This is a genomic window from Kaistia defluvii, assembly GCF_026343955.1.
GTDB lineage: Bacteria > Pseudomonadota > Alphaproteobacteria > Rhizobiales > Kaistiaceae > Kaistia > Kaistia defluvii.
The window spans coordinates 670,981-690,268 of record NZ_JAPKNI010000001.1 but is presented as its reverse complement, the minus strand read 5'-3'; the positions used below and the strand labels follow the sequence as shown (position 1 = coordinate 690,268).

Genomic DNA, 19,288 nt, shown 5'->3' with positions numbered 1-19,288 from the left:
GGACGAGACAGTGGACTTCCAGGAGAGATCGAGAGGAAATGACGATGATCCGATATCTGAAGCCGATGGCAGGGCTGGGAATTGCGCTGGGGCTGGCGGCCTGGTCCGCCGCACCGGCCTCGGCCGAGATCGCCAAGTCGCCCGAGGTCGCCCAGACGGGCACGCTGGCGATCGCCAACACGCTCGACTTCGCGCCGTTCGAATATCTCGATGCCGATGGCCAGCAGACGGGCATCATCATCGAGCTGGCCGGCGAGGTCGCCAAGCTGGTCGGCGCCAAGCTCGACATCCAGCGGACGCCGTTTCCCTCGATGATCCCCGGCCTTTCCGCCGGTCGTTTCAAGATCGCCTGGGAGACCTTCTCGGCCAATGAGGATCGCCTGAAGCAGGTCGATTTCGTCATGTTCCTGAAGGCTGGCGTGGCCGCATCGACGGCGCCGGACCTGGTCGCCTCCTTCACCGGCGACCATCCGCTCTGCGGCAAGCGCGTCGGCGTCTCGGCCGGCACAGCTTCCGATTTCCTCGTCGACAAGCTGGACGCCGAATGCAAGGCCGCCAATTTGCCGCCGATCCAGAAGTCGGTCTTCAACGCCTCGACGGACATCATCCAGGCCGTTCTGTCCGGCCGCATCGATGCGCGCCTCGACGACGCTACGGCGTCGAGCTATTTCGAGGTGACGAGCAAGGGCAAGCTGGTCGTGCTGCCGGAGCTCTATGACGTCGCACCGCTCGGCATGGCGGTCGCCAAGGGCGACGCGGCCACCCAGACGATGATGATCGAGGCGCTTTCGGAGCTGTTCAAGAACGGCACCTACCAGAAGATCCTCGACAAGTACGGCATGGGCAAATACGCCATCCAGGAACCCTATCTGGTCGACAGCATGGACAAGGTCCGCAAGGACTGAGTCTGTCGGCGCCGGGCGTCACGGCGTCCGGCGCCGCTCCCATCGACCCCCCAAATAGCTTCGAGGAACCGTGCGGATGAGCCTGGTTGAGCCGAAAAACACTACCGGGCTTCCATTGGATTTACCCGTTGAAGAGCTGGTCGTGGTGCCGCGCCGGCGCTATGGCATCTGGATCGGCATCGCGATCGCGATGCTGTTCGCCTTCTTCATCGGCAAGGCATTCGCGACCAATCCCGCCTTCGATTGGGGAACGGCTGCCAACTATCTGTTCCACCCGTCGATCATGCGCGGCCTCGGCAAGACGCTGCTGCTGACGGTCGTGATCATGGCGGCGGCGATCGTGATCGGCACGATCATCGCCATCATGCGCGTGTCGCCGAGCGCGGTGCTGCAGACCTTCGCCAGCGCCTATGTCTGGTTCTTCCGCGGCGTTCCGGCGCTGATCCAGCTGATCTTCTGGTTCAACCTGTCGCTGCTGTTCCGCACGGCGTCGCTGTCGATCCCCGGTGTCGGCACGATCTTCTCGGTCAACACCAACGATTTCATGACGCCGTTCGTCTCGGCCGTCGTCGCCCTGTCGCTCTGCGAGGCCGGCTATCTGGCGGAGATCATCCGCGCCGGCATCAAGTCCGTGCCGCACGGCCAGTTCGAGGCGGCGAGCGGCCTCGGCATGTCCTACCGGCAGATCCTGCGCCGGATCATCCTGCCGCAGGCGATGCGCTTCATCGTGCCGCCGACCGGCAACGAGGCGATCAGCCTGCTGAAGATGACGTCGCTCGTCACCTTCATCGCCGTGGACGATCTGTTCTATACCGCGCAGAGCATCTATGCCCGCACCTTTGAAACCATCCCGCTGCTGATCGTCGTGGCGTTCTGGTACCTGTTCGTGGTCACGGTGATGTCGATCGGGCAGCACTTCCTCGAGCGCTATTACGGCCGCAGCGACCGCCGCCAGGAGAACCCGCTGATCCGGCTGCTGCAATCGCTGCTTGGGTCTCGCAAGGGGAGTGTCCAGTCATGACGTCTCAGGCGGAAAGCCGCGCGCGCTTCGGCGTGCCAGCCGATGCAATGGTCTTCGCGCGCTCCGTCCGCAAGTCCTATGGCTCGCTCGATGTCCTGAAGGGCATCGACCTGATCGTGCCGAAGGGCTCGGTCGCCTGCATCATCGGGCCGTCCGGCTCGGGCAAGAGTACCTTCCTGCGCTGCATCAACCACCTCGAGCAGTTGACCGGCGGCGTCCTGCTCGTCGATGGCGAGTTCGTCGGCTACGATCTGCGCGACGGCAAGCTCTATGAGGTGAAGGACAGCCTGCTTTGCAAGCGCCGCGCCGATATCGGCATGGTGTTCCAGTCGTTCAACCTGTTCTCGCACATGACGGTGATGGAGAACCTGATCGAGGCGCCGACCCGGGTGCGCGGCATGTCCGTCGCCGAGGCGAAGGCCAGCGCCGAGGTTCTGCTCGCGCGGGTCGGGCTTTCCGACAAGGCCGGACGCTATCCGCGCGAGTTGTCGGGCGGCCAGCAGCAGCGCGTCGCGATCGCGCGCGCGCTCGCCATGAACCCCAAGGTGCTGCTGTTCGACGAGCCGACCTCGGCTCTCGACCCGGAACTGGTCGGCGAGGTGCTGCAGGTGATGCGAGATCTGGCCGAGAGCGGCATGACCATGGTTGTGGTGACGCATGAGATCGGTTTCGCCCGCGAAGTCGGCGACGACCTGATCTTCATGGATGAGGGCGTCATCGTCGAGCGCGGCGAACCGCGCGAGGTGATTGCCAACCCGCAATCCGCCCGAACGCGCGAATTCCTCTCGCGCGTGCTGTAGCGCAGCTTTCCAGCACCGCAGCTTTCCAAGCCCGTCCGGCGGCACGCATGGCACGGCGGCTTCGCGCCGCCGGCGCTCGCGCCCGTTTTGGCGCTGTCATCGAAATTTATCTCGGCCCCGGGCGAATCTGTGCGTAAATGGCGTGCATGTCGTTGGGGAATTGCGCGTTGGTCCGGCCCTGGATGGGCGCGACGCTTTCCGGCGGCGGGCAGGGTCTTCGGTTCGCCAACGCGCCTGCTGGGTGCCAGGGGCGGGCGGGCCATATCCACGCGGCGCCTGCAGGTGGGGCTTTCGTCGAAGATCCAGACGGGCGAATTGGAAATGTCGGTGGTCGCGTCGGGCTTCGCCCGGCGACCGTAGCGACGGTTAGCGGGGGAATGAAGCAATGCGTTTTTCATGTCGAAGGCTGCTCGGCGCGGGACTGGCGGCGGGGCTCCTGATGGGCCTGGCGGGATCCGTCTCGGCGCAGACGATCAGCTACTCGGAGGCGGGCGCCTTGCTCGCCAAGAGCTGCGGCAAGGACATCGAGAAGTATTGTCCGAAGGTCAATCTCGGCGGCGGGGCGCTCAAGGACTGCCTGCAGGAGCGGGCCGCGCAGATCAATCCGCAATGCATCGCCGACTACAAGACCGTGGTCGCGTCGCTCAGCGCCCGCCTTGCGGCGCAGGCGGCGGTGACCAAGGCGTGCCGGGGTGACGCGACGCAGTTCTGCCAGGGCACGGCCCCCGGCAACGCGCATTATCTCAACTGCCTGAACGCCGCCAAGAAGGTTGTCAGCAAGCGCTGCACCACCGCCATCACCAACGCTGGCTGGAATTGAGCGTCATGTCGAGATCGATCCGGAATACTTCGCTTCTTTCGCTCGCCGTCGCCGGCATGCTTGCCGGCGGGCTCAGTTCCGCCAACGCGCAGACGGCGCTGAGTGGGGACCAGATTGTCCAGACCATGGGCAGCGCGGCGCGGGCCGCCCCTCCCGGTCTCACGGCCGCGCTCATCCGCCAGGCCGTGCAGCAGCACATGATCGACAATCCGGGAATGCCGATCACCTGGAAGCCGTTGGAACTGCTGGATAACCTCGCGCAGATCGACGTGCAGATCCAGTTCGCGCTGAACTCGGCGATCATCCGGCCGGAGTCCTATTCGACGATCGGCTCGATGGCCGATGCTCTGCATCACCCCATTCTGGGCGGATACAAGTTCGTCGTCACGGGCAACACCGACACGACCGGCAACCGCAAGGACAATCTGGCATTGAGCCAGGCTCGGGCCGACGCCGTGGTGGAAGCCCTGACGACGACCTTCAGCGTCGACCCTTCCCGCGTGGAGGCGGTCGGTCTTGGCGAAGAGGCGTTGGAGGACGTCAAGAATCCGAAGAACCCGATCAATCGGCGCGTCCAGCTGATCAATATCGGCAAATATCTGCCCGGCAAGTAGCCGCCGGACATCGGGAGGCCGCGCCGTCAGGCGCGGTCTTTTCTGGTGACGTGTCGAATCCGGGGTGACTGGTCCGTCGTTCTGGCGAGGGCGAGGCAAGGCGCCTGGCCGAGAACCGTGACAGGAACCGCCGATGACCCAATATCTGGTCGCCATTCACCACCCCGACGATTTCGACCCTTTGATGGAATCGGAAGCGACGATCCGGGATATTCAGGCGCTCAACGTCGAGATGAAGGCGGCCGGAGTCCGGCTGTTCGCCGGCGGGCTGCAGCCGGCCGCCAGCGCGCGCTCGCTGCGGCCTCAGCCCAATGGCGAGGTCCATGTCACCGACGGGCCCTATATCGAGGCGAAGGAGCATGTCGGCGGCTTCTGGATCCTGGACGTTGGCACCGCCGAGGAAGCGCTGGAATGGGGCCGGAAGGCCGCCATCGCCTGTCGCGCGCCGGTCGAGGTGCGGGCGTTTCACTGACGCAGCCGCAACGATCTCCTGCAGCCGCTACGGCTTGCCAGTGGTGGCCGGCGGCCCGGCGGGCCCGCTTTTGAAGCTGCTGGCATTCCAGTCATAGAGCGCAGCGCTGGTCCGGAAGTTGCCGATCCTCGGCGCGCTCAAATCCAGAATGTCGACGATGACGATCGTCCACATCATGGAGAGCAGCGCCACCAGAACGCGGGCCGGTCGCTCCTTGAGGCCCATCTGGAAGCCGAGGCAGCCCATGCTCAGCATCGCCATGGCAATCAGCAGCCAGAATATCTGCGACGGCAATCGCATCTGGAAGGCAAATCGCTCGCTGGTCGAGGCGTCGAACATCTCGTTGAGTGCCGACATCAGCGAGGCGGAAATCGGGTTGGGCTGCTCGCGGACCAGTTGGGTCAGCTGGCCCCAGATCTCGGATTGCATCGCGGTGGAGCGATCGTTGATCGCCGCGACGTCGCCTGTCTCGCCCTTGGCCTGGATGAATGCCTTGCGGAGGTCGTTGTATTCCTCGATCCGGCGGGCGATTTCGGTGCCCTGCGGGCCGCCGACGGCGTTGGCCCTCAGCCAGGCCGTGCCAATCGCATTTGCCTCGGTCATGGTTCCCTGCCGCCGCTCGGTATAGCGCGTGTGGGCGAAGGTCAGGGTGAGAGCCAGCACGAAGGCCAGCAGCGCCATCATGCCGCCGACGACGATGCCGGCTGCCTCGGATTGCCAGCCGCGCCTGTGGCTATCGAGGCCGAGGCGAATGCCGACCTCGTACACAATCAACTGAGCGAACAGAAGTAGAGCGCCAAACAATAACGGGCTGACTTCTGCAATCGAGACCAGAAATGCCATCATAGCAGGACACGTCCATGCTGTTGCGAGGCTCTCGTCTTGAAAGGCTTAGCTCGCCCGCCTCGAACGCGCAATCGACGTTGTCGCGGGAGGCTACAGGACCCGCGGTGACTCCGGCAGACGACCCGCTTCCGATCCGCCCGCGACGGGCTTTCGCACGCATCGTGCGAGCGCTCGCCGACGCGATCCGCCCACCCGTCCCCCGCATTGCCAAAGGCCTGAAAGTCGGATACCGGTGGAAATGAAAGCGCTTTCATTGCTGGAGGCGGTTTGACTTCGTCGGCCATAAGGACGGACGCCTGGCATCGCGCCGGCGCGAAAGGAACGGGATGCCAAGGGAGCTCAGGGAAATCAGGACCGACGTCCTCGTGGTTGGAAGCGGTGGGGCGGCGTTGCGGGCCGCGCTCGAGGCACAGGAGGGCGGGGCCGAGGTCACTGTCGCCATCAAGGGCGAATTCCGGCGCAGCGGCGCGACCTTCCACTCCGTGGCCGAGGTCGGCGCCTTCAACGTGCCGGACGGGGCCGGCGATGCGAACGACAGTCCCGAGGTGTTCCTGAACGATATCCTGACCGCCGGGCAGGGCATGTCGGATCCGCGCCTGTCGGCGATCCTCGCCGAGGAGGCCGAGGCGGCGCTGCGCTATCTGGAGGGCTACGGCGTTCCCTTCGAGCGTGTCGGTCCCGGGGCGGGCGAGCCCTATCTGACCTTCAAGGCCTGCTTTTCGTCGAAGCCGCGCTCGCATGTGATCAAGGATCACTTCAAGCCGATCGTGAAGGCGCTGGGCGGCGAGGCGACGCGACGCGGTCTCTCGGCGCTCGACCGGCTGATGATCAAGGACCTGATCGTGCGCGACGGCGAGTGCCTGGGCGCGGTCGCGGTGGATGCCGAGGGGAAGCTGGTCGTCATCCGCGCCAAGGCGACGATCCTGACAACCGGCGGCGCCAGCCAGCTCTTCCGCACCAACCTCTACCCGTCCGACATCACGGGCGACGGCTATGCCATGGCGCATCGCGCCGGCGCGCATCTGGTCAATATGGAGTTCATGCAGGCGGGCGTCTCGATCATCGATCCCTTCGTCAACCTGTTCGGCAACTATCTCTGGGATGCGCGCCCCAACCTGACCGATCGCGACGGCAGGCCGTTCATCACCGACTACTTGCCGGATGGACTAACCCTCGACGCGGTGATCCATGAGAAGCAGCGGCATTTCCCGTTCAGCTCCAGCGACATCTCCCGCTTCATCGAGATCTCGATCCAGAAGGCGATCAATGAAGGACGCGGCACCGACAAGGGCGGATTGCGGCTCGATTTCATCCATGACGATCTCGACGCCATCCTGGGGGATCAAAGCCGCAGCGTCGCCAAGATGTGGCCGCTGACCTATGACTGGTACAAGGAACGCGGCACCGATCTGCGCAAGGACTCGGTCGAGATCACCTGCTCGGCGCATGCCATCAATGGCGGTCTGCGGATTGACGCGGACGCCCAGTCCAACATCAAGGGCCTGTTCGCGGCCGGCGAAGTGGCGGCCGGACCGCATGGCGCCGACCGGCTCGGCGGCAACATGTCGGTGACCTGCCAGGTGTTCGGCGGTCGGGCCGGAAGGGCGGCGGCGGCGCGGGCGCGCGAGATCGATCACCGCCCGCTGGCCGATCCGCTCGATGGGCACGCCGCCCTGCTCAAGGGCGCCAACGGCGCCGCGACGCGCGAATTGCCCGAGCTTCGCGCCAGGCTGCAGGACGCGGCCAACCGCCATCTTCTGATCCTGCGTGATGAGGCAGGCCTCCAGGCCTTCCGTGCCGAATGCGCTGATATCCGGCGGAGCCTGGAGAGTGAGGCGCGGATCGATACGCCGGCCGAGACCGTGCAGGCGCTGGAACTCGAGAACCTGATCGCGGTCGGTGAACTGATGGCGCTGGCGGCTCTCGCCCGTCCCGAGAGCCGTGGCAGCCATTATCGCGAGGATTTCCCTGAGCGGGATCCGGCCTTCGAACACAACATCCTGCTCGACCGCCATGCCGCGGGCGGCTTCTTCCGCGCCCGGCTCGGCGATCTCTGAACCCTGTTCCTCCGGCCGTTTGCCCTTGGAAGGGCAAATGGAACGGGCGCCGCGAGAGATCGCGGCGCCCGTTCCTTCTGAGCCGGACTTCACCGGGAAAGAGGGCCTTGCCCTCCGCCGTCAGCGCTTGGCTGCGTAATAGGGCTCGCGCTTGCCGAGATGGGCGAATACCGTCTTGATGTTGGTGAACTCGTCGAGGCCGGCCTGGCCCATCTCGCGGCCGAAGCCGGACGCCTTGTAGCCGCCGAACGGCATCTGCGGCGAACCGTCGATGGTCGTGTTGATCCAGACCGAGCCGCTGCGCAGCTTCGGCGTGATCTGGTGCGCGGTGTCGAAATTCTTGGTCCAGATCGAGCTCGCCAGGCCGTAGATGGTGTCATTGGCCAGGCGCACGGCCTCGTCCGGATCCTTGAAGCGGATGACCGACAGCACCGGCCCGAAGATCTCCTCGCGGAAGATCGTCATGTCGGGCGTGACATGGTCGAAGATCGTCGGCTGGACGAACAGGCCGTGATCCAGCGTCGCCGCTTCGCCACCCAGGGCGACGCTCGCGCCCTCGGCCTTGCCCTTGCCCAGATAGGAGCAGACCTTTTCGAAGTGCTTGTCGCTGATCATCGCGCCGATATCGGAATCGTCGGCATGGATGTCGCCGAGCTTGAGCGACTTGGCCCGGGCCACCAGGCGGGCGACGAAATCATCGGCGATCCTCTCGTCGACCAGAAGCCGCGTGGCCGAGCAGCAGCATTCGCCCTGGTTGTAGAAGATGCCGTAGAGCGAGCCGTCGATGGCGTCCTCGAGATCGGCATCGGCGAAGACGATGTTGGCCGATTTGCCGCCGAGTTCGAGGGAAACGCGCTTCAGCGTCTCGGCCGAGTTGGCGAGGATGCGGCGGCCGATCGCGGTCGAGCCGGTGAAGGAGACAAAATCGACGTCGGGGCTCTTCACCAGGGCTTCGCCCACGGGATCGCCATAGCCGGTCACGACCGACAGCACGCCGTCGGGAATGCCGGCCAGTGCGCCGAGGCGCGCCAGTTCCAGCGCCGTGCCGGAAGTGAACTCGGACGGCTTGACCACGACGGTGCAGCCGGCGGCCAGCGCGAACGGCACCTTCTGGGCGAAGATCAGGGCGGGGAAATTCCACGGGATGATCATGCCGACGACGCCGACCGGCTCGCGGTGGATCCAGCCCGCCTTCTGCGGGCCGAGATTGGAGTAGGTCTCGCCGTGGACCTGCATGGCGAGGCCGGCGGCAAAGTGGGTCAGCGACACGACATTGCCGAGATCACCGCGCGCCTGGCGGATCGGCTTGCCGGCCTCGTCGACCTCGATGCGGGCCAGGCGCTCGACATTCTCCTCGATCAGATCGGCCCAGCGGCGCAGCACGGCCGCCCGCTCCATGCCGGTCCTGTTCGGCCAGGGGCCGTTGTCGAAGGCGTCGCGCGCCTGGGCGATCGCCGCGGCGGCGTCTTCCGCGGTGCCCTGTCGAAAACGGGCGACCAGGCGGCCGGAGCCCGGCGAAACGCGGTCGATCATCGGGCCCGATTTGGCGCGGTCCCCGGCCAGATGGTGGGCGTAATCGCGCGTCGTGAAGATGTGGTTCATGGCTGCAGTCCTTCGAGGCAGGCGTTTCATACAAGGGCGGGGACGGGGCGTCGGGCGAGCGAGCCCGTCCTGGAAAAGAGGGGGAGCTTTCGTGGCCGGACGCGCAGGCGCGGGCTCGCGCTTTCCGACCTTGCGCCGCGAGGCGGAACGGCCAGCCGGCGCCGGCGGGTAGATGGCTGCCGCGCAGGTTGGCGGCGCAGTCCGGCGATGGAGGTCACGAACCTTCCACTTCATCTGAAAGCGCTTTCATATCGAAATTCTAGCGTCTTTTTCCGAACGGCGCAATGGCGTGTGAGACGCCGAGGGGGAGGCGACTCGCGGAGGGGCGACGGAATTGCCGGAATAGGACATCGCAGCGTAAGGGTGCGGCCGGCCCGTGGCGCAGCCTCAACGTTCCTCGGCTCGACTCCCGGCATTGCCAAGTCTCGGAACATGCGCTAGCGTTTCTGAAATCGTTTTCAGAAGTCGTTTCCGTTGGAGGGATCGTGCGCCATCTCGAAGGTATCCGGATCGTCAGTTTCAATCATTTCCTGATGGGGCCGGTCGGAATTCAGTTCCTGGCGGATCTTGGCGCGGACGTCATCGCGATCGAGCCCGTGGAGGGCGCGTTCCAGCGCAAATGGGGCGGCGCCAACCGCTTCCTGGACGGCCAGACCATGCTGCAGCTGACCGGCAACCGGAACAAGCGCAGCCTGGCGCTCGACCTGAAGAACCCGGAGGGGCTGGCGGTCGCGAGAAAGCTGGTCGAGAGCGCCGATGTGGTGGCCGAGAATTATCGTCCCGGCGTGATGGCCAAGCTTGGCCTCGGCTTCGAGGATATCCGCAAGGTCAATCCCGGCATCATCTACGCGGCCGCGTCGGGCTTCGGGCCGGATGGCCCCTATGCCAAGCGGCCCGGCCAGGATCTGATCGTCCAGGCGATGTCGGGTCTCGCCGCGATCACGGGGACGCAGGAGGATGGCCCGCGCGCGGTTGGTGTTTCCGTGGTGGATCACCATGGCGCGGCCCTGTTCGCGGCCGGCATTCTCGCGGCCCTGCTGCGACGCGAGCGTAGCGGGGAGGGCGGTCGCGTCGATGTCAGCCTGCTCAGCGCCGCGCTCGACCTGCAGATGGAATCGCTGGTGTGCTTCCTGAATGGGGCGCGCGACGACGACGTCCGCCAGACCGGCCGCCTCGCGGGGTGGTACTATGGCGCCCCCTACGGGATCTATTCCACCCGCGACAGCTTCATCGCAATTTCGCTCGGCTCGCTGGAGGCGATTTCCGAGGCGCTCGAGATCCCCGAGGCGGAGCGCATCCCCAACAGCCAGGCCTATGAGCGGCGGCAGGAGGCGGCGGCCGGCATCGCCCGGGCGCTGAAGAAGCGCAGCACGGCGGAATGGAGCGTCATCCTGGCCGAGCGCGGCATCTGGCATTCCGAAGTCAACGACTACACCCATCTCGCGGAGGACCCGCAGGTGGTCCACAACGGCAATTTCGTCACCGTGCCGGGGGCGACCGGCTCGCCGGTCACCCTGGTGACCCATCCGGTCCGTTATGACGGGGAAGCGCCCGCTGTCCGGCTGCCGCCCCAGAAGCTGGGCGCCCAGACGGCCGAGATCCTGGCCGAGCTCGGCTACGACGAGGCCGGCGTCGAGGCGCTCTTCCAGGGGGGCGTGGTCGGCGGCGAACAGGCTCCCGAGACGGCCCCGCCGCTCGTCGCGGCCGCGCAATGATCGCTACAGAGGATAGGCCATCACCATGAAATCCATGCACGCAGAGATCGGCGACGCCGTTCGCTTCTCCAAGACCGTCGGCGAGGCCGATGTCTATCTCTATGCCGGCATCACCGGCGACTTCTCCGGCAACCACGTCAATGACGAGTTCATGAAGAAGTCGATCTACGGACAGCGCATCGCCCATGGCGCGCTGACGATCGGCTTCATGTCGACGGCCTCGACGCTGATGATCGAGCGCAGCCTGTCGCAGGGGATCGACTCGACCCCCGTGTCGCTCGGCTACGACCGCGTGCGCTTCCTGGCCCCCGTGTTCTTCGGCGACACGGTCAACGTCACCTACACCATCAAGGAGGTCGACGAGGCGCGTCGGCGGACACGCGCCCAGGTCGATGTGCACAACCAGAAGGGCGTGCTGGTCGCGGTGGGCGAGCATCTCCTGAAATGGGTCAAGAACGACGTGGCCGAGGACGAGGCCGCCTAGCCGCGTTCAACTGTCCAGGCGCGGCTCCCCACGGTTTGCAGGGTGGCCGCGGGAGCCGTGAGGGAAGAGACTATGACCGACTATGTGATCGTCGGCGCCGGGTCGGCGGGCTGTGTCCTGGCCAACCGTTTGAGCGCCGATCCCGCCATCAATGTCGTTCTGCTCGAGGCCGGCGGGCCCGATCGCAGTCCGTTCATCCATATGCCGGCCGGCTATCGGCAGCTCATGCTGTCGGGCGCCGTCGACTGGGGCTACCAGACCGTGCCGCAGAAGCACTGCGGGGGGCGCACGTTCCACTGGCCGCGCGGCAAGGTCCTGGGCGGCAGCAGTTCCGTCAACGGCATGGTCTATATCCGCGGCCACGCCTCCGACTATGACGGCTGGGCCCAGATGGGCAATCGCGGCTGGTCCTATTCGGACGTGCTGCCCTATTTCAAGCGCGCCGAAAACTGGGAACTGGGCGAGGACGAGTTCCATGGCAGCGGCGGGCCGCTGCACACCTCGCGGGTGCAGGAATTTCATCCGCTGGCGCTCGCCTGGCTGGAGGCGGGAGCCCAGGCCGGCCATCCGCGCAATCCCGATGTCAACGCGTCGAGCCAGGAGGGCTTCGGCCCGCTCGACAGCACCATCACCAGGGGGCGGCGGGCCAGCACCGCCTATTGCTACCTGCGCCCGGCGCTCGCGCGGCCGAACCTCCGGGTCATCACCCATGCGCTGGCCTCGCGCGTCCTGATCGAGGGCGGGCGCGCCGTCGGCGTCGAATATGTGCGCAAGGGCCGGACGGAGATCATCCGCGCCGATGCCGAGGTGATCCTCGCCGGCGGCGCCATCAACTCGCCGCAGCTTCTCCAGCTTTCCGGCGTCGGCGATGGCGACCATCTGCGTTCGGTCGGCATCCGCACCGTGCAGGATCTGCCTGGCGTCGGGCAGAATCTGTCCGACCACGTGGCCACCGAGATCCAGCAGGAATGCACCCAGCCGATTTCGCTGCTGAAGGAACTGAAGCCGGTCAATGTCGCCAAGTCGCTGGTGCGCTACGCGCTGACGCGGGACGGTCCGATCGCGCATCCGGGCATCCAGGCGGTCGGCTTCGTCAAGTCGCGGCCGGACCTGGTGGCGCCCGACATCCAGTATCACTTCATCATGATCATGTATGGCGAGCATGGCCGCACCCTGCACAAGTCCCATGGCTACCAGCCGCTGATCAACGTGCAGCGACCCGAGAGCCTGGGAACCGTGCTGATTCGCTCCAGCGATCCCACGAAGCATCCTGAAATCGATCCAAATTATTTGGCGGCCGAGGAGGATGTGCGGGTTCTGCGGGAAGGCGTGAAAATCTGTCGTGACGTGTTGGCCCAAAGGGCATTTGATCCGTATCGTGGAATTGAAGTTTCCCCCGGACCCGATGTAAAGACGGATGCCCAGATCGATGCCTATGTCCGTCGATCCGCCCATACGCAGTATCATCCGGTCGGCACCTGCAAGATGGGCACCGATCCGATGGCGGTTGTGGATGCGGCGCTGCGGGTACGGGGATTGGTCGGACTTCGCGTGATCGATGCGTCGATCATGCCGAAGATGGTGAGTGCGAATACGAACGCCGCGACGATTATGATCGCCGAAAAAGGGGCGGACATGATACTCGGCGGACGTGAGGGTTACGCTGCGGGCGTGGCCTGACCGAGGGGACGGGCTTTTGGCAGAGAGCCCTGAATTGACAAGTGCGGATTTCGGACCCCGCTCAACATGGTCCGAGGGAGGAAGTAACATGATCAATCGTCGTTCGTTGCTGCAGATCGCCGCCGGTGGCGCCGCTCTGGGTGCCTTTGGCCTGCGCCCGGCCTATGCCGACATGCCGAAGCTGAAGGAAAAGGAAACCTACAAGATCGGTTTCGCCCAGACCGAGAGCAACAATCCCTGGCGCCTGCAGCAGACCAAGAGCATGCAGGACGAAGCCAAGAAGCGCGGCTGGCAGCTGGTCTACACCGATGCCGCCGGCTCGGCCGCCAAGCAGGTGGCCGACGTTCGCTCCATGATCGCCCAGAAGGTCGACGTCATCCTGCTCGCCCCGCGCGAAGAGCGCCCGCTGATCCCCGCCGTCATGGAAGCCAAGAAGGCCGGTATTCCGCTCTTCCTGATCGACCGTGGCGTGGATCCGAGCCTCGCCAAGGGCGGTGAGGACTACGTTGCCTTCATCGGCTCCGACTTCGTCGAGGAAGGTCGCCTGGCCGCCGAAGCGCTGGTCAAGGCTGTCGACGGCAAGGCCAAGATCATCGAGCTGGTCGGCACCGTTGGCTCCTCGCCGGCCAATGACCGCGCCAAGGGCTTCGCCGATTACATCAAGGACCATCCGGGCATGGAGGTCATCGCCTCCCAGTCCGGTGATTTCGCCCGCGACAAGGGCCGCCAGGTCTTCGAGACGCTCTACCAGGCGCATCCCGAGGCAACGGCGCTCTATTCGCACAATGACGAAATGTCGATGGGTGCGATCGCCGCCATGGAAGCGGCCGGCAAGGTTCCGGGCAAGGACCTGATCATCGCTTCGATCGACGGTACCAAGGACGCCGCGCAGGCGCTCATGGACGGCAAGATGGTCGTCGTGGTCGAGTGCAACCCGAACTTCGGCCCGGCCGCCTTCGACGCCGTGGTCAAGTACGGCAAGGGCGAGGCCGTCGCGCCGCGCCTGGTCAACAAGGACCGTGTTTTCACCAAGGAAAACATCGCGGCCTATCTCCCCGAAGCCTACTAAGCCTTGCGGACGGGCGCCTTTGGGCGCCCGTCTTTGCTTTAGCTTCGACCATTCCTCACGCCAGCCGGGGCCGGATGCGGTTTCGGCTGTCGTCAGCTTCGAGATAGAGTCGCCCATGGCTACCGCAGAACCTTTTCTGTCGATGCAAGGCATCAACAAGTCCTTCGGCAATATTCCTGCCCTCATCGACGCTTCGCTGGAAGTGCGCGAAGGCGAGGTCATGGCCCTGATCGGCCAGAACGGCGCCGGCAAGTCCACGATGATCAAGGTCCTGAACGGCTTCAGCCGCAAGGACGCAGGCACCATCACGGTGAACGGCGCGCCCTGGGCGGCGACGTCGCCGGAGATGGCGCAGCGCGGCGGCATCTCGACGATCTTCCAGGAAATCAACCTCATTCCTTTCCGCTCCGTGACCGAGAACATCTATCTCGGACGCGAGATCAAGACGCGGCTGGGTCTGCTCGACCTGCGCGCGATGCAGGCGGGCGCCCGGAAGCTGCTGGCCGAGTTCGACATCGACGTCGACGTCCGCCGGCCGCTGGGCGAGTTCTCCACCGCGATCCAGCAGATGGTCGCGATCGCCCGCGCCGTCTCCTTCGATGCCCGTCTGGTGATCATGGACGAGCCGACCTCCTCGCTCGACGAGACCGAAGTCGGCGTTCTGTTCGAGACCATTCGCCGGCTCAAGGCCAAGCGCGTTGCCGTCGTCTTCGTCAGCCACAAGCTCGATGAGCTCTATGCCGTCTGCGACCGCGTCACCGTCATGCGCGACGGGCGCACGGTCGCGGTGTCGACCATGGCCGACATGACCAAGCTGCAGCTGGTCGCCACCATGCTCGGCCGCGACCTCGCCGAGGTTCGCCGCGCTGGTGCCACCGCCTTCACCGAGGGAACGCGCACGATCGGCGAGGAACTGCTGTCCGTGCAGGATCTCGCCGTCGGCCGCCGCGTGAGCGACGCCAGCCTGTCCGTCCGCCGTGGCGAGATCGTCGGCCTGGCCGGCCTGCTCGGCGCCGGCCGCACCGAGACGGCGCGCGCCATCTACGGCGCCAGCCCGCACGAGAAGGGCAGCATCCGCCTCGAGGGCAAGGAAACCGACTTCACCGCGCCCGCCGACGCCATCAAGGCCGGCATCGGCTTCTGCTCCGAAGATCGCAAGCATGAGGGCATCATCCCCGGCATGTCGGTTCGCGAGAACCTGACGCTGGCGCTGCTGCCTGCGCTGTCGCGCGCCGGCATCGTCGACGAGTCGCGTCAGCGCGAGATCGTGCTGCGCTTCATCAAGGAGATCGGAATCAAGTGCTCGAGCCCCGAGCAGAAGATCCGCGAACTCTCGGGCGGCAACCAGCAGAAGGTCCTGCTGGCGCGCTGGCTCTGCATGAACCCGAAACTGCTGATCCTGGACGAACCGACGCGCGGCATCGATGTCGGCGCCAAGGCCGAGATCCAGCGCCTGATCCGCAAGCTCGCGGATGACGGGCTCGGCGTGCTGATGATCTCGTCGGAAATCGAAGAAATCGTCGAAGGCTCGGATCGCGTCTTCGTTCTGCGGGACGGCAAGATGACAGCCGAATTTGACGGCGAGGCGATCAACGAGCCCGCCGTGATGGGGGCCATGGCCCACGGGCATGGAGAAGTCGCATGAGTTCCACGACACAGAATGCGCCTTCGCCGGTGCCGGGCAGCGTCGGCTCGCGCCCGCGCGGCGGCATCGCCGCCGTGCTGTCGCGCCGCCATATCGGCACCATCGCGGCGCTGGTCGCGCTGCTGATTTTCAATTTCATCTTCACCCCGCACTTCGCGACGATGCAGACCCTGTCGGTGAACCTCACCCAGGTCTGCGTGATCGTCATCGTCGGCGTCGGCATGACGATGGTCATCGCCACGGGCGGCATCGACCTTTCGGTCGGTTCGATCATGGCGATCGCCGGCGCCTTTGCGCCGCAGATCTTCCAGGGCACCCTGTTCCCGGTACCCAATCTCTATACCGGCATCGCGCTCGCCATCGTGCTGTCGATCACGGTCGCCGGCTTCTTCGGACTGTTCAATGGCTGGCTCGTGTCGAGTTTCCGGGTGCAGCCGATCATCGCCACCCTGATCCTCTATATCGCCGGGCGTGGCATCGCCCAGGTCTGGACCAACGGCGACCTGCAGGTCTTCAAGGTTCCGGAATTCCAGCAGATCGCCATCGGCCGCGTCTTCGGCGTGCCGTTCCAGGTCTGGATCATGCTGGCGCTGGTGCTGATCGCGGCCTGGGCGCTGCAACGCACGGTGTTTGGTCGCCAGGTGCTGGCGGTCGGCGGCAATGAACAGGCGGCCTGGCTCGCGGGCATTCCGGTGCGCCGCGTCAAGCGCAGGGTCTATGTCATTTCGGGCGTCTGCAGCGGCATTGCCGGCCTGATCGTCATCGCGATGAACTCGGCCGCCGACGCCAATCTGATCGGCATGGGCATCGAGCTCGACGTCATCGCCGCGGTCGCCGTGGGCGGCACGCTGCTGAGCGGTGGCCGCGCCACGATCATCGGCACGCTGCTCGGCGCGCTGATCATCCAGCTCGTTCGCTATACCCTACTCGCCAATGGCGTTCCCGACGCGGCGGCCCTAGTGGTCAAGGCCGGACTGATCGTGCTCGCCGTCTGGCTCCAAAGGCAGGATCGCGCGTAATGCCTCGTCTTCACGCCTCCGCCGGCTTCGGCGCTCTTCTCGCCTTGCTGCTCATCATCGGTTTCGGCGCCTGGCGCTATGATGGCTTCATCAGCGAGTACAACATCCTCACGGTGCTGCGTTACAACTCGATGTTCGCGCTGGTCGGGCTCGGCATGTGCTTCGTCATCATGACGGGCGGCATCGACCTGTCGGTCGGGTCCGTCGCGGCGCTTTCGAGCGTCGTCGCCGCCTATCTCAGCCCCTACGGCCTGATCCCCGGTCTTCTGGGCGGCCTGGCGGCCGGCCTCGCCGCCGGCATCATCAACGGCTTCATCATTTCGAAGATGAAGATCCTGCCGTTCATTGCCACGCTGGCGACGATGCTGGCGGCCTCCGGCGTCGCCCTGCTGCTTTCCAACCAGCAATCGGTCCCCGCCTCCTATGACACCAATTTCATGGCGCTCGGCCAGGGCGACTTCGCCCTCTATGCGCCTGAATGGGTCAATGGCGAGGATGCCGGCTTCTTCGGCGCGGTCATCCGGATCTTCCTAGGCTTCCCGATCCCGGCCTGGATCGCGCTCTTCGCCTATTTCCTTGGTTCGCTGATCCTGAACCGCACCGCCTTCGGCCGGCACGTGCTGGCGGTTGGCGGCGGCGAGGAAGCCTCGCGCCTGATGGGCCTGCCCACCGACCGCACGATCTTCCTGGTCTACGTCATGTCCGGCTTCCTGGCCGGCATGGCGGGCGTCATCCTGGCGGCGCAGTTCGGCGCCGGTCAGCCGATCGAGGGCGTTGGCTGGGAACTGTTCGCCATCGCATCGGTGGTGGTGGGCGGCACGCTGCTCACCGGCGGCAAGGGCTCGGTCGGCGCGACGCTGGTCGGCACCCTGTTGCTGGGCATCCTGTTCACCGTTCTCAATTTCGAGAACGGCATGGGCTGGATCAGCCTCAGCGCCTACTGGCAGTCGGTGCTGCGTGGCGGCTTCCTGCTCGTGGTGGTGATCCTGCAGAGCCGGCTGACCCGCTCCGCGGCCGCCGCCTGAAGCCGGCTCCGGCCGCATCGGATCGTCCGGCGCCGGGCCGTGCCGCCTGGCGCCGAACGGGCGTGATCGGGCGGGGCTCCGCCAAAGGGGAAGCCTCGCCGGATCCTGGGCGAGGCGGCGCCATGACCCCGTTTCGCCGGGCCCGGCGCGTCGCTTGCGGCGTCCGCGCTTCTGCTTCAGAGTTCCGGTATGGATAAGTCCGACAAGAAAGCTCCGTCGCCTACGAAGAAGCAGACCGAGCCGCCGGCCCCCGGGGCGGTTCGCGCCAAGCTCGAGGATGTGGCCAGCCTGGCGAAGGTGTCGCTCGCGACCGCCTCGCGCGCGATCAACCAGCCCGACATCGTGCGGCCGGCCATTCGCGAACGGGTGCTGCGTGCCGTCGAGATGCTGGCCTATTCCCCGGATCGCATGGCCAAGGCGCTGAGCTCCGGCCGCAGCCATACGGTGGGCGCCGTCGTGCCGACGCTCGGCAACGCCATTTTTGCCGATGGGGTCGAAGCGCTCGAGGTCGGACTGGGCGCGCGCGGCTACACGCTGATCCTCGCCCATTCGCAATATGATCCGACGCGCGAGTTCCGGCAGATCCGCTCGATGCTGGAATATGGCGTCGACGGGCTGGTACTCGTCGGCGATTCTTTCGCTCCCGACGTGCTGCCGCTGATCCGTCATCATCGCCGGCCGCTGGTCACGAGCTATGTGTGCACCTCGCGCCAGGGCATTCCGGCGATCGGCATCGACAACCGGCGTGCCACCTATGGCATGACGCGCTACCTGCTGGAACTCGGCCACCGCGAATTCGCCGTCATCGCCAATACCGGCATGCCGAATGACCGGTCGCAGGCGCGTCTCGACGGCATTCTCGAGGCGATCGCGGAGGAGGGTATCCGCCTGCCGCCCGACCGGATCGTCGAGGTGGCCCAGCCCAGCATCGTCGCCGGCCGCGAGGCGTTTCACCAGCTTCGCGCCGCCCATCCCGGCGTCACCGCCTTCCTCTGCACCACGGACGCCATGGCGGTGGGCGCCCTGGCCGAGGCGCGCCGCGAAGGCATTCGCGTTCCCGAGGATATTTCGATCACCGGCTTCGACGATGTCGAGATCGCCGGCGAGACCGATCCGGCGCTGACGACGGTGCGGGTGCCGGCGGCCGAGATCGGAACGCTGGCGGCGGATCACCTGATCCGCTGCATCGAAGGCGAGCCGATCCCCATGAGCACGCAACTGGAGGCCGCGCTGATCGTCCGCGGCTCAACCGGTCCGGTCGCGGCGCCGGTTCTCCGCAAGCGCCGTTCCCGGGCCGCCGTCGCCTGAGGTCAGGCCGCGTCTTCGGACGGACGGGCTCCGCGCCAGGAGGCGAGTGCCGTGCACCGTCGACCGGCCCGACCTTGATCCCGACGTACCCTGTCGGCCAGATATTGCGCGTGCGACGGGCCCTGCAGGCAGCCACAGACGCTGAGCCCCACGGTTTTCTCTTCGGGACGGGAAGTCAGCCAGACGCGCTCCCGCCTCGCTCGCCA

The 19,288-nt window shown here is 65.9% G+C and carries 17 protein-coding genes; 15 read left to right on the top strand and 2 right to left on the bottom strand.

Going from position 1 to position 19,288, the window contains the following annotated elements; genetic code table 11:
* Positions 1–44: 44 nt before the first annotated feature.
* From OSH10_RS03150 to OSH10_RS03125, 6 genes are all read left to right on the top strand, one after another.
* A complete protein-coding gene (locus OSH10_RS03150; RefSeq protein WP_266330379.1) occupies positions 45–905 on the top strand; it encodes an ABC transporter substrate-binding protein in 861 nt (286 codons plus the stop codon).
* A gap of 76 nt (positions 906–981) precedes the next feature.
* The gene (locus OSH10_RS03145; protein WP_266330083.1) at positions 982–1,926 is read left to right on the top strand and encodes an amino acid ABC transporter permease; all 945 of its coding nucleotides are present in this window, start codon (positions 982–984) and stop codon (positions 1,924–1,926) included.
* Complete coding sequence (locus OSH10_RS03140) at positions 1,923–2,726, top strand: amino acid ABC transporter ATP-binding protein (RefSeq protein ID WP_407660651.1); 804 nt, start codon at positions 1,923–1,925, stop codon at positions 2,724–2,726. Before OSH10_RS03145 ends, OSH10_RS03140 begins: the two co-directional genes overlap by 4 nt.
* 385 nt (positions 2,727–3,111) lie before the next feature.
* Positions 3,112–3,546, top strand: coding sequence for a cysteine rich repeat-containing protein (locus OSH10_RS03135; protein ID WP_266330082.1), 435 nt, complete (start codon positions 3,112–3,114; stop codon positions 3,544–3,546).
* Positions 3,547–3,551: 5 nt separating this feature from the next.
* A complete protein-coding gene (locus OSH10_RS03130) occupies positions 3,552–4,160 on the top strand; it encodes an OmpA family protein (RefSeq protein ID WP_266330081.1) in 609 nt (202 codons plus the stop codon).
* 133 nt (positions 4,161–4,293) lie between these two features.
* Entirely contained in the window at positions 4,294–4,632 is a 339-nt protein-coding gene (locus tag OSH10_RS03125) for a YciI family protein (protein WP_266330079.1), read from the top strand.
* 27 nt (positions 4,633–4,659) lie between these two features.
* Here the strand turns inward: OSH10_RS03125 and OSH10_RS03120 are convergent, their stop codons facing one another.
* Positions 4,660–5,478 (bottom strand): bestrophin-like domain, encoded by an 819-nt coding sequence (locus OSH10_RS03120; protein WP_266330078.1) that lies wholly within the window; start codon positions 5,476–5,478, stop codon positions 4,660–4,662.
* A gap of 365 nt (positions 5,479–5,843) precedes the next feature.
* Here OSH10_RS03120 and OSH10_RS03115 point away from each other — a divergent pair, with 365 nt between their 5' ends.
* The gene (locus OSH10_RS03115) at positions 5,844–7,535 is read left to right on the top strand and encodes an FAD-binding protein (protein ID WP_266330077.1); all 1,692 of its coding nucleotides are present in this window, start codon (positions 5,844–5,846) and stop codon (positions 7,533–7,535) included.
* Positions 7,536–7,655: 120 nt separating this feature from the next.
* Here OSH10_RS03115 and OSH10_RS03110 read toward each other — a convergent pair whose 3' ends face one another.
* Positions 7,656–9,137 carry an aldehyde dehydrogenase family protein gene (locus OSH10_RS03110; protein WP_266330076.1) on the bottom strand — a complete coding sequence of 494 codons (1,482 nt, stop codon included), beginning with the start codon at positions 9,135–9,137 and terminating at the stop codon, positions 7,656–7,658.
* A 485-nt stretch (positions 9,138–9,622) separates the two neighbouring features.
* On the opposite strand from OSH10_RS03110, the gene OSH10_RS03105 reads away from it, so the two are divergent.
* The 8 genes from OSH10_RS03105 to OSH10_RS03070 all read left to right on the top strand — a co-directional run bounded on the left by OSH10_RS03105 (position 9,623) and on the right by OSH10_RS03070 (position 19,082).
* Positions 9,623–10,852 (top strand): CaiB/BaiF CoA transferase family protein, encoded by a 1,230-nt coding sequence (locus OSH10_RS03105; protein ID WP_266330075.1) that lies wholly within the window; start codon positions 9,623–9,625, stop codon positions 10,850–10,852.
* A 25-nt stretch (positions 10,853–10,877) separates the two neighbouring features.
* Positions 10,878–11,336 (top strand): MaoC family dehydratase, encoded by a 459-nt coding sequence (locus OSH10_RS03100; protein WP_266330073.1) that lies wholly within the window; start codon positions 10,878–10,880, stop codon positions 11,334–11,336.
* A gap of 72 nt (positions 11,337–11,408) precedes the next feature.
* Positions 11,409–13,016: a choline dehydrogenase gene (locus tag OSH10_RS03095; RefSeq protein ID WP_266330071.1), complete on the top strand. Its 1,608-nt coding sequence runs from the start codon at positions 11,409–11,411 to the stop codon at positions 13,014–13,016.
* An 88-nt stretch (positions 13,017–13,104) separates the two neighbouring features.
* Complete coding sequence (locus OSH10_RS03090; RefSeq protein ID WP_266330069.1) at positions 13,105–14,085, top strand: ABC transporter substrate-binding protein; 981 nt, start codon at positions 13,105–13,107, stop codon at positions 14,083–14,085.
* A 115-nt stretch (positions 14,086–14,200) separates the two neighbouring features.
* Positions 14,201–15,730, top strand: a complete 1,530-nt coding sequence (locus OSH10_RS03085; protein WP_266330067.1) for a sugar ABC transporter ATP-binding protein — start codon at positions 14,201–14,203, stop codon at positions 15,728–15,730.
* Positions 15,727–16,749: an ABC transporter permease gene (locus OSH10_RS03080; protein ID WP_266330065.1), complete on the top strand. Its 1,023-nt coding sequence runs from the start codon at positions 15,727–15,729 to the stop codon at positions 16,747–16,749. Before OSH10_RS03085 ends, OSH10_RS03080 begins: the two co-directional genes overlap by 4 nt.
* Entirely contained in the window at positions 16,749–17,774 is a 1,026-nt protein-coding gene (locus OSH10_RS03075; RefSeq protein ID WP_266330064.1) for an ABC transporter permease, read from the top strand. Before OSH10_RS03080 ends, OSH10_RS03075 begins: the two co-directional genes overlap by 1 nt.
* Before the next feature lie 189 nt (positions 17,775–17,963).
* The gene (locus tag OSH10_RS03070) at positions 17,964–19,082 is read left to right on the top strand and encodes a LacI family DNA-binding transcriptional regulator (protein ID WP_266330063.1); all 1,119 of its coding nucleotides are present in this window, start codon (positions 17,964–17,966) and stop codon (positions 19,080–19,082) included.
* Positions 19,083–19,288: the final 206 nt, after the last annotated feature.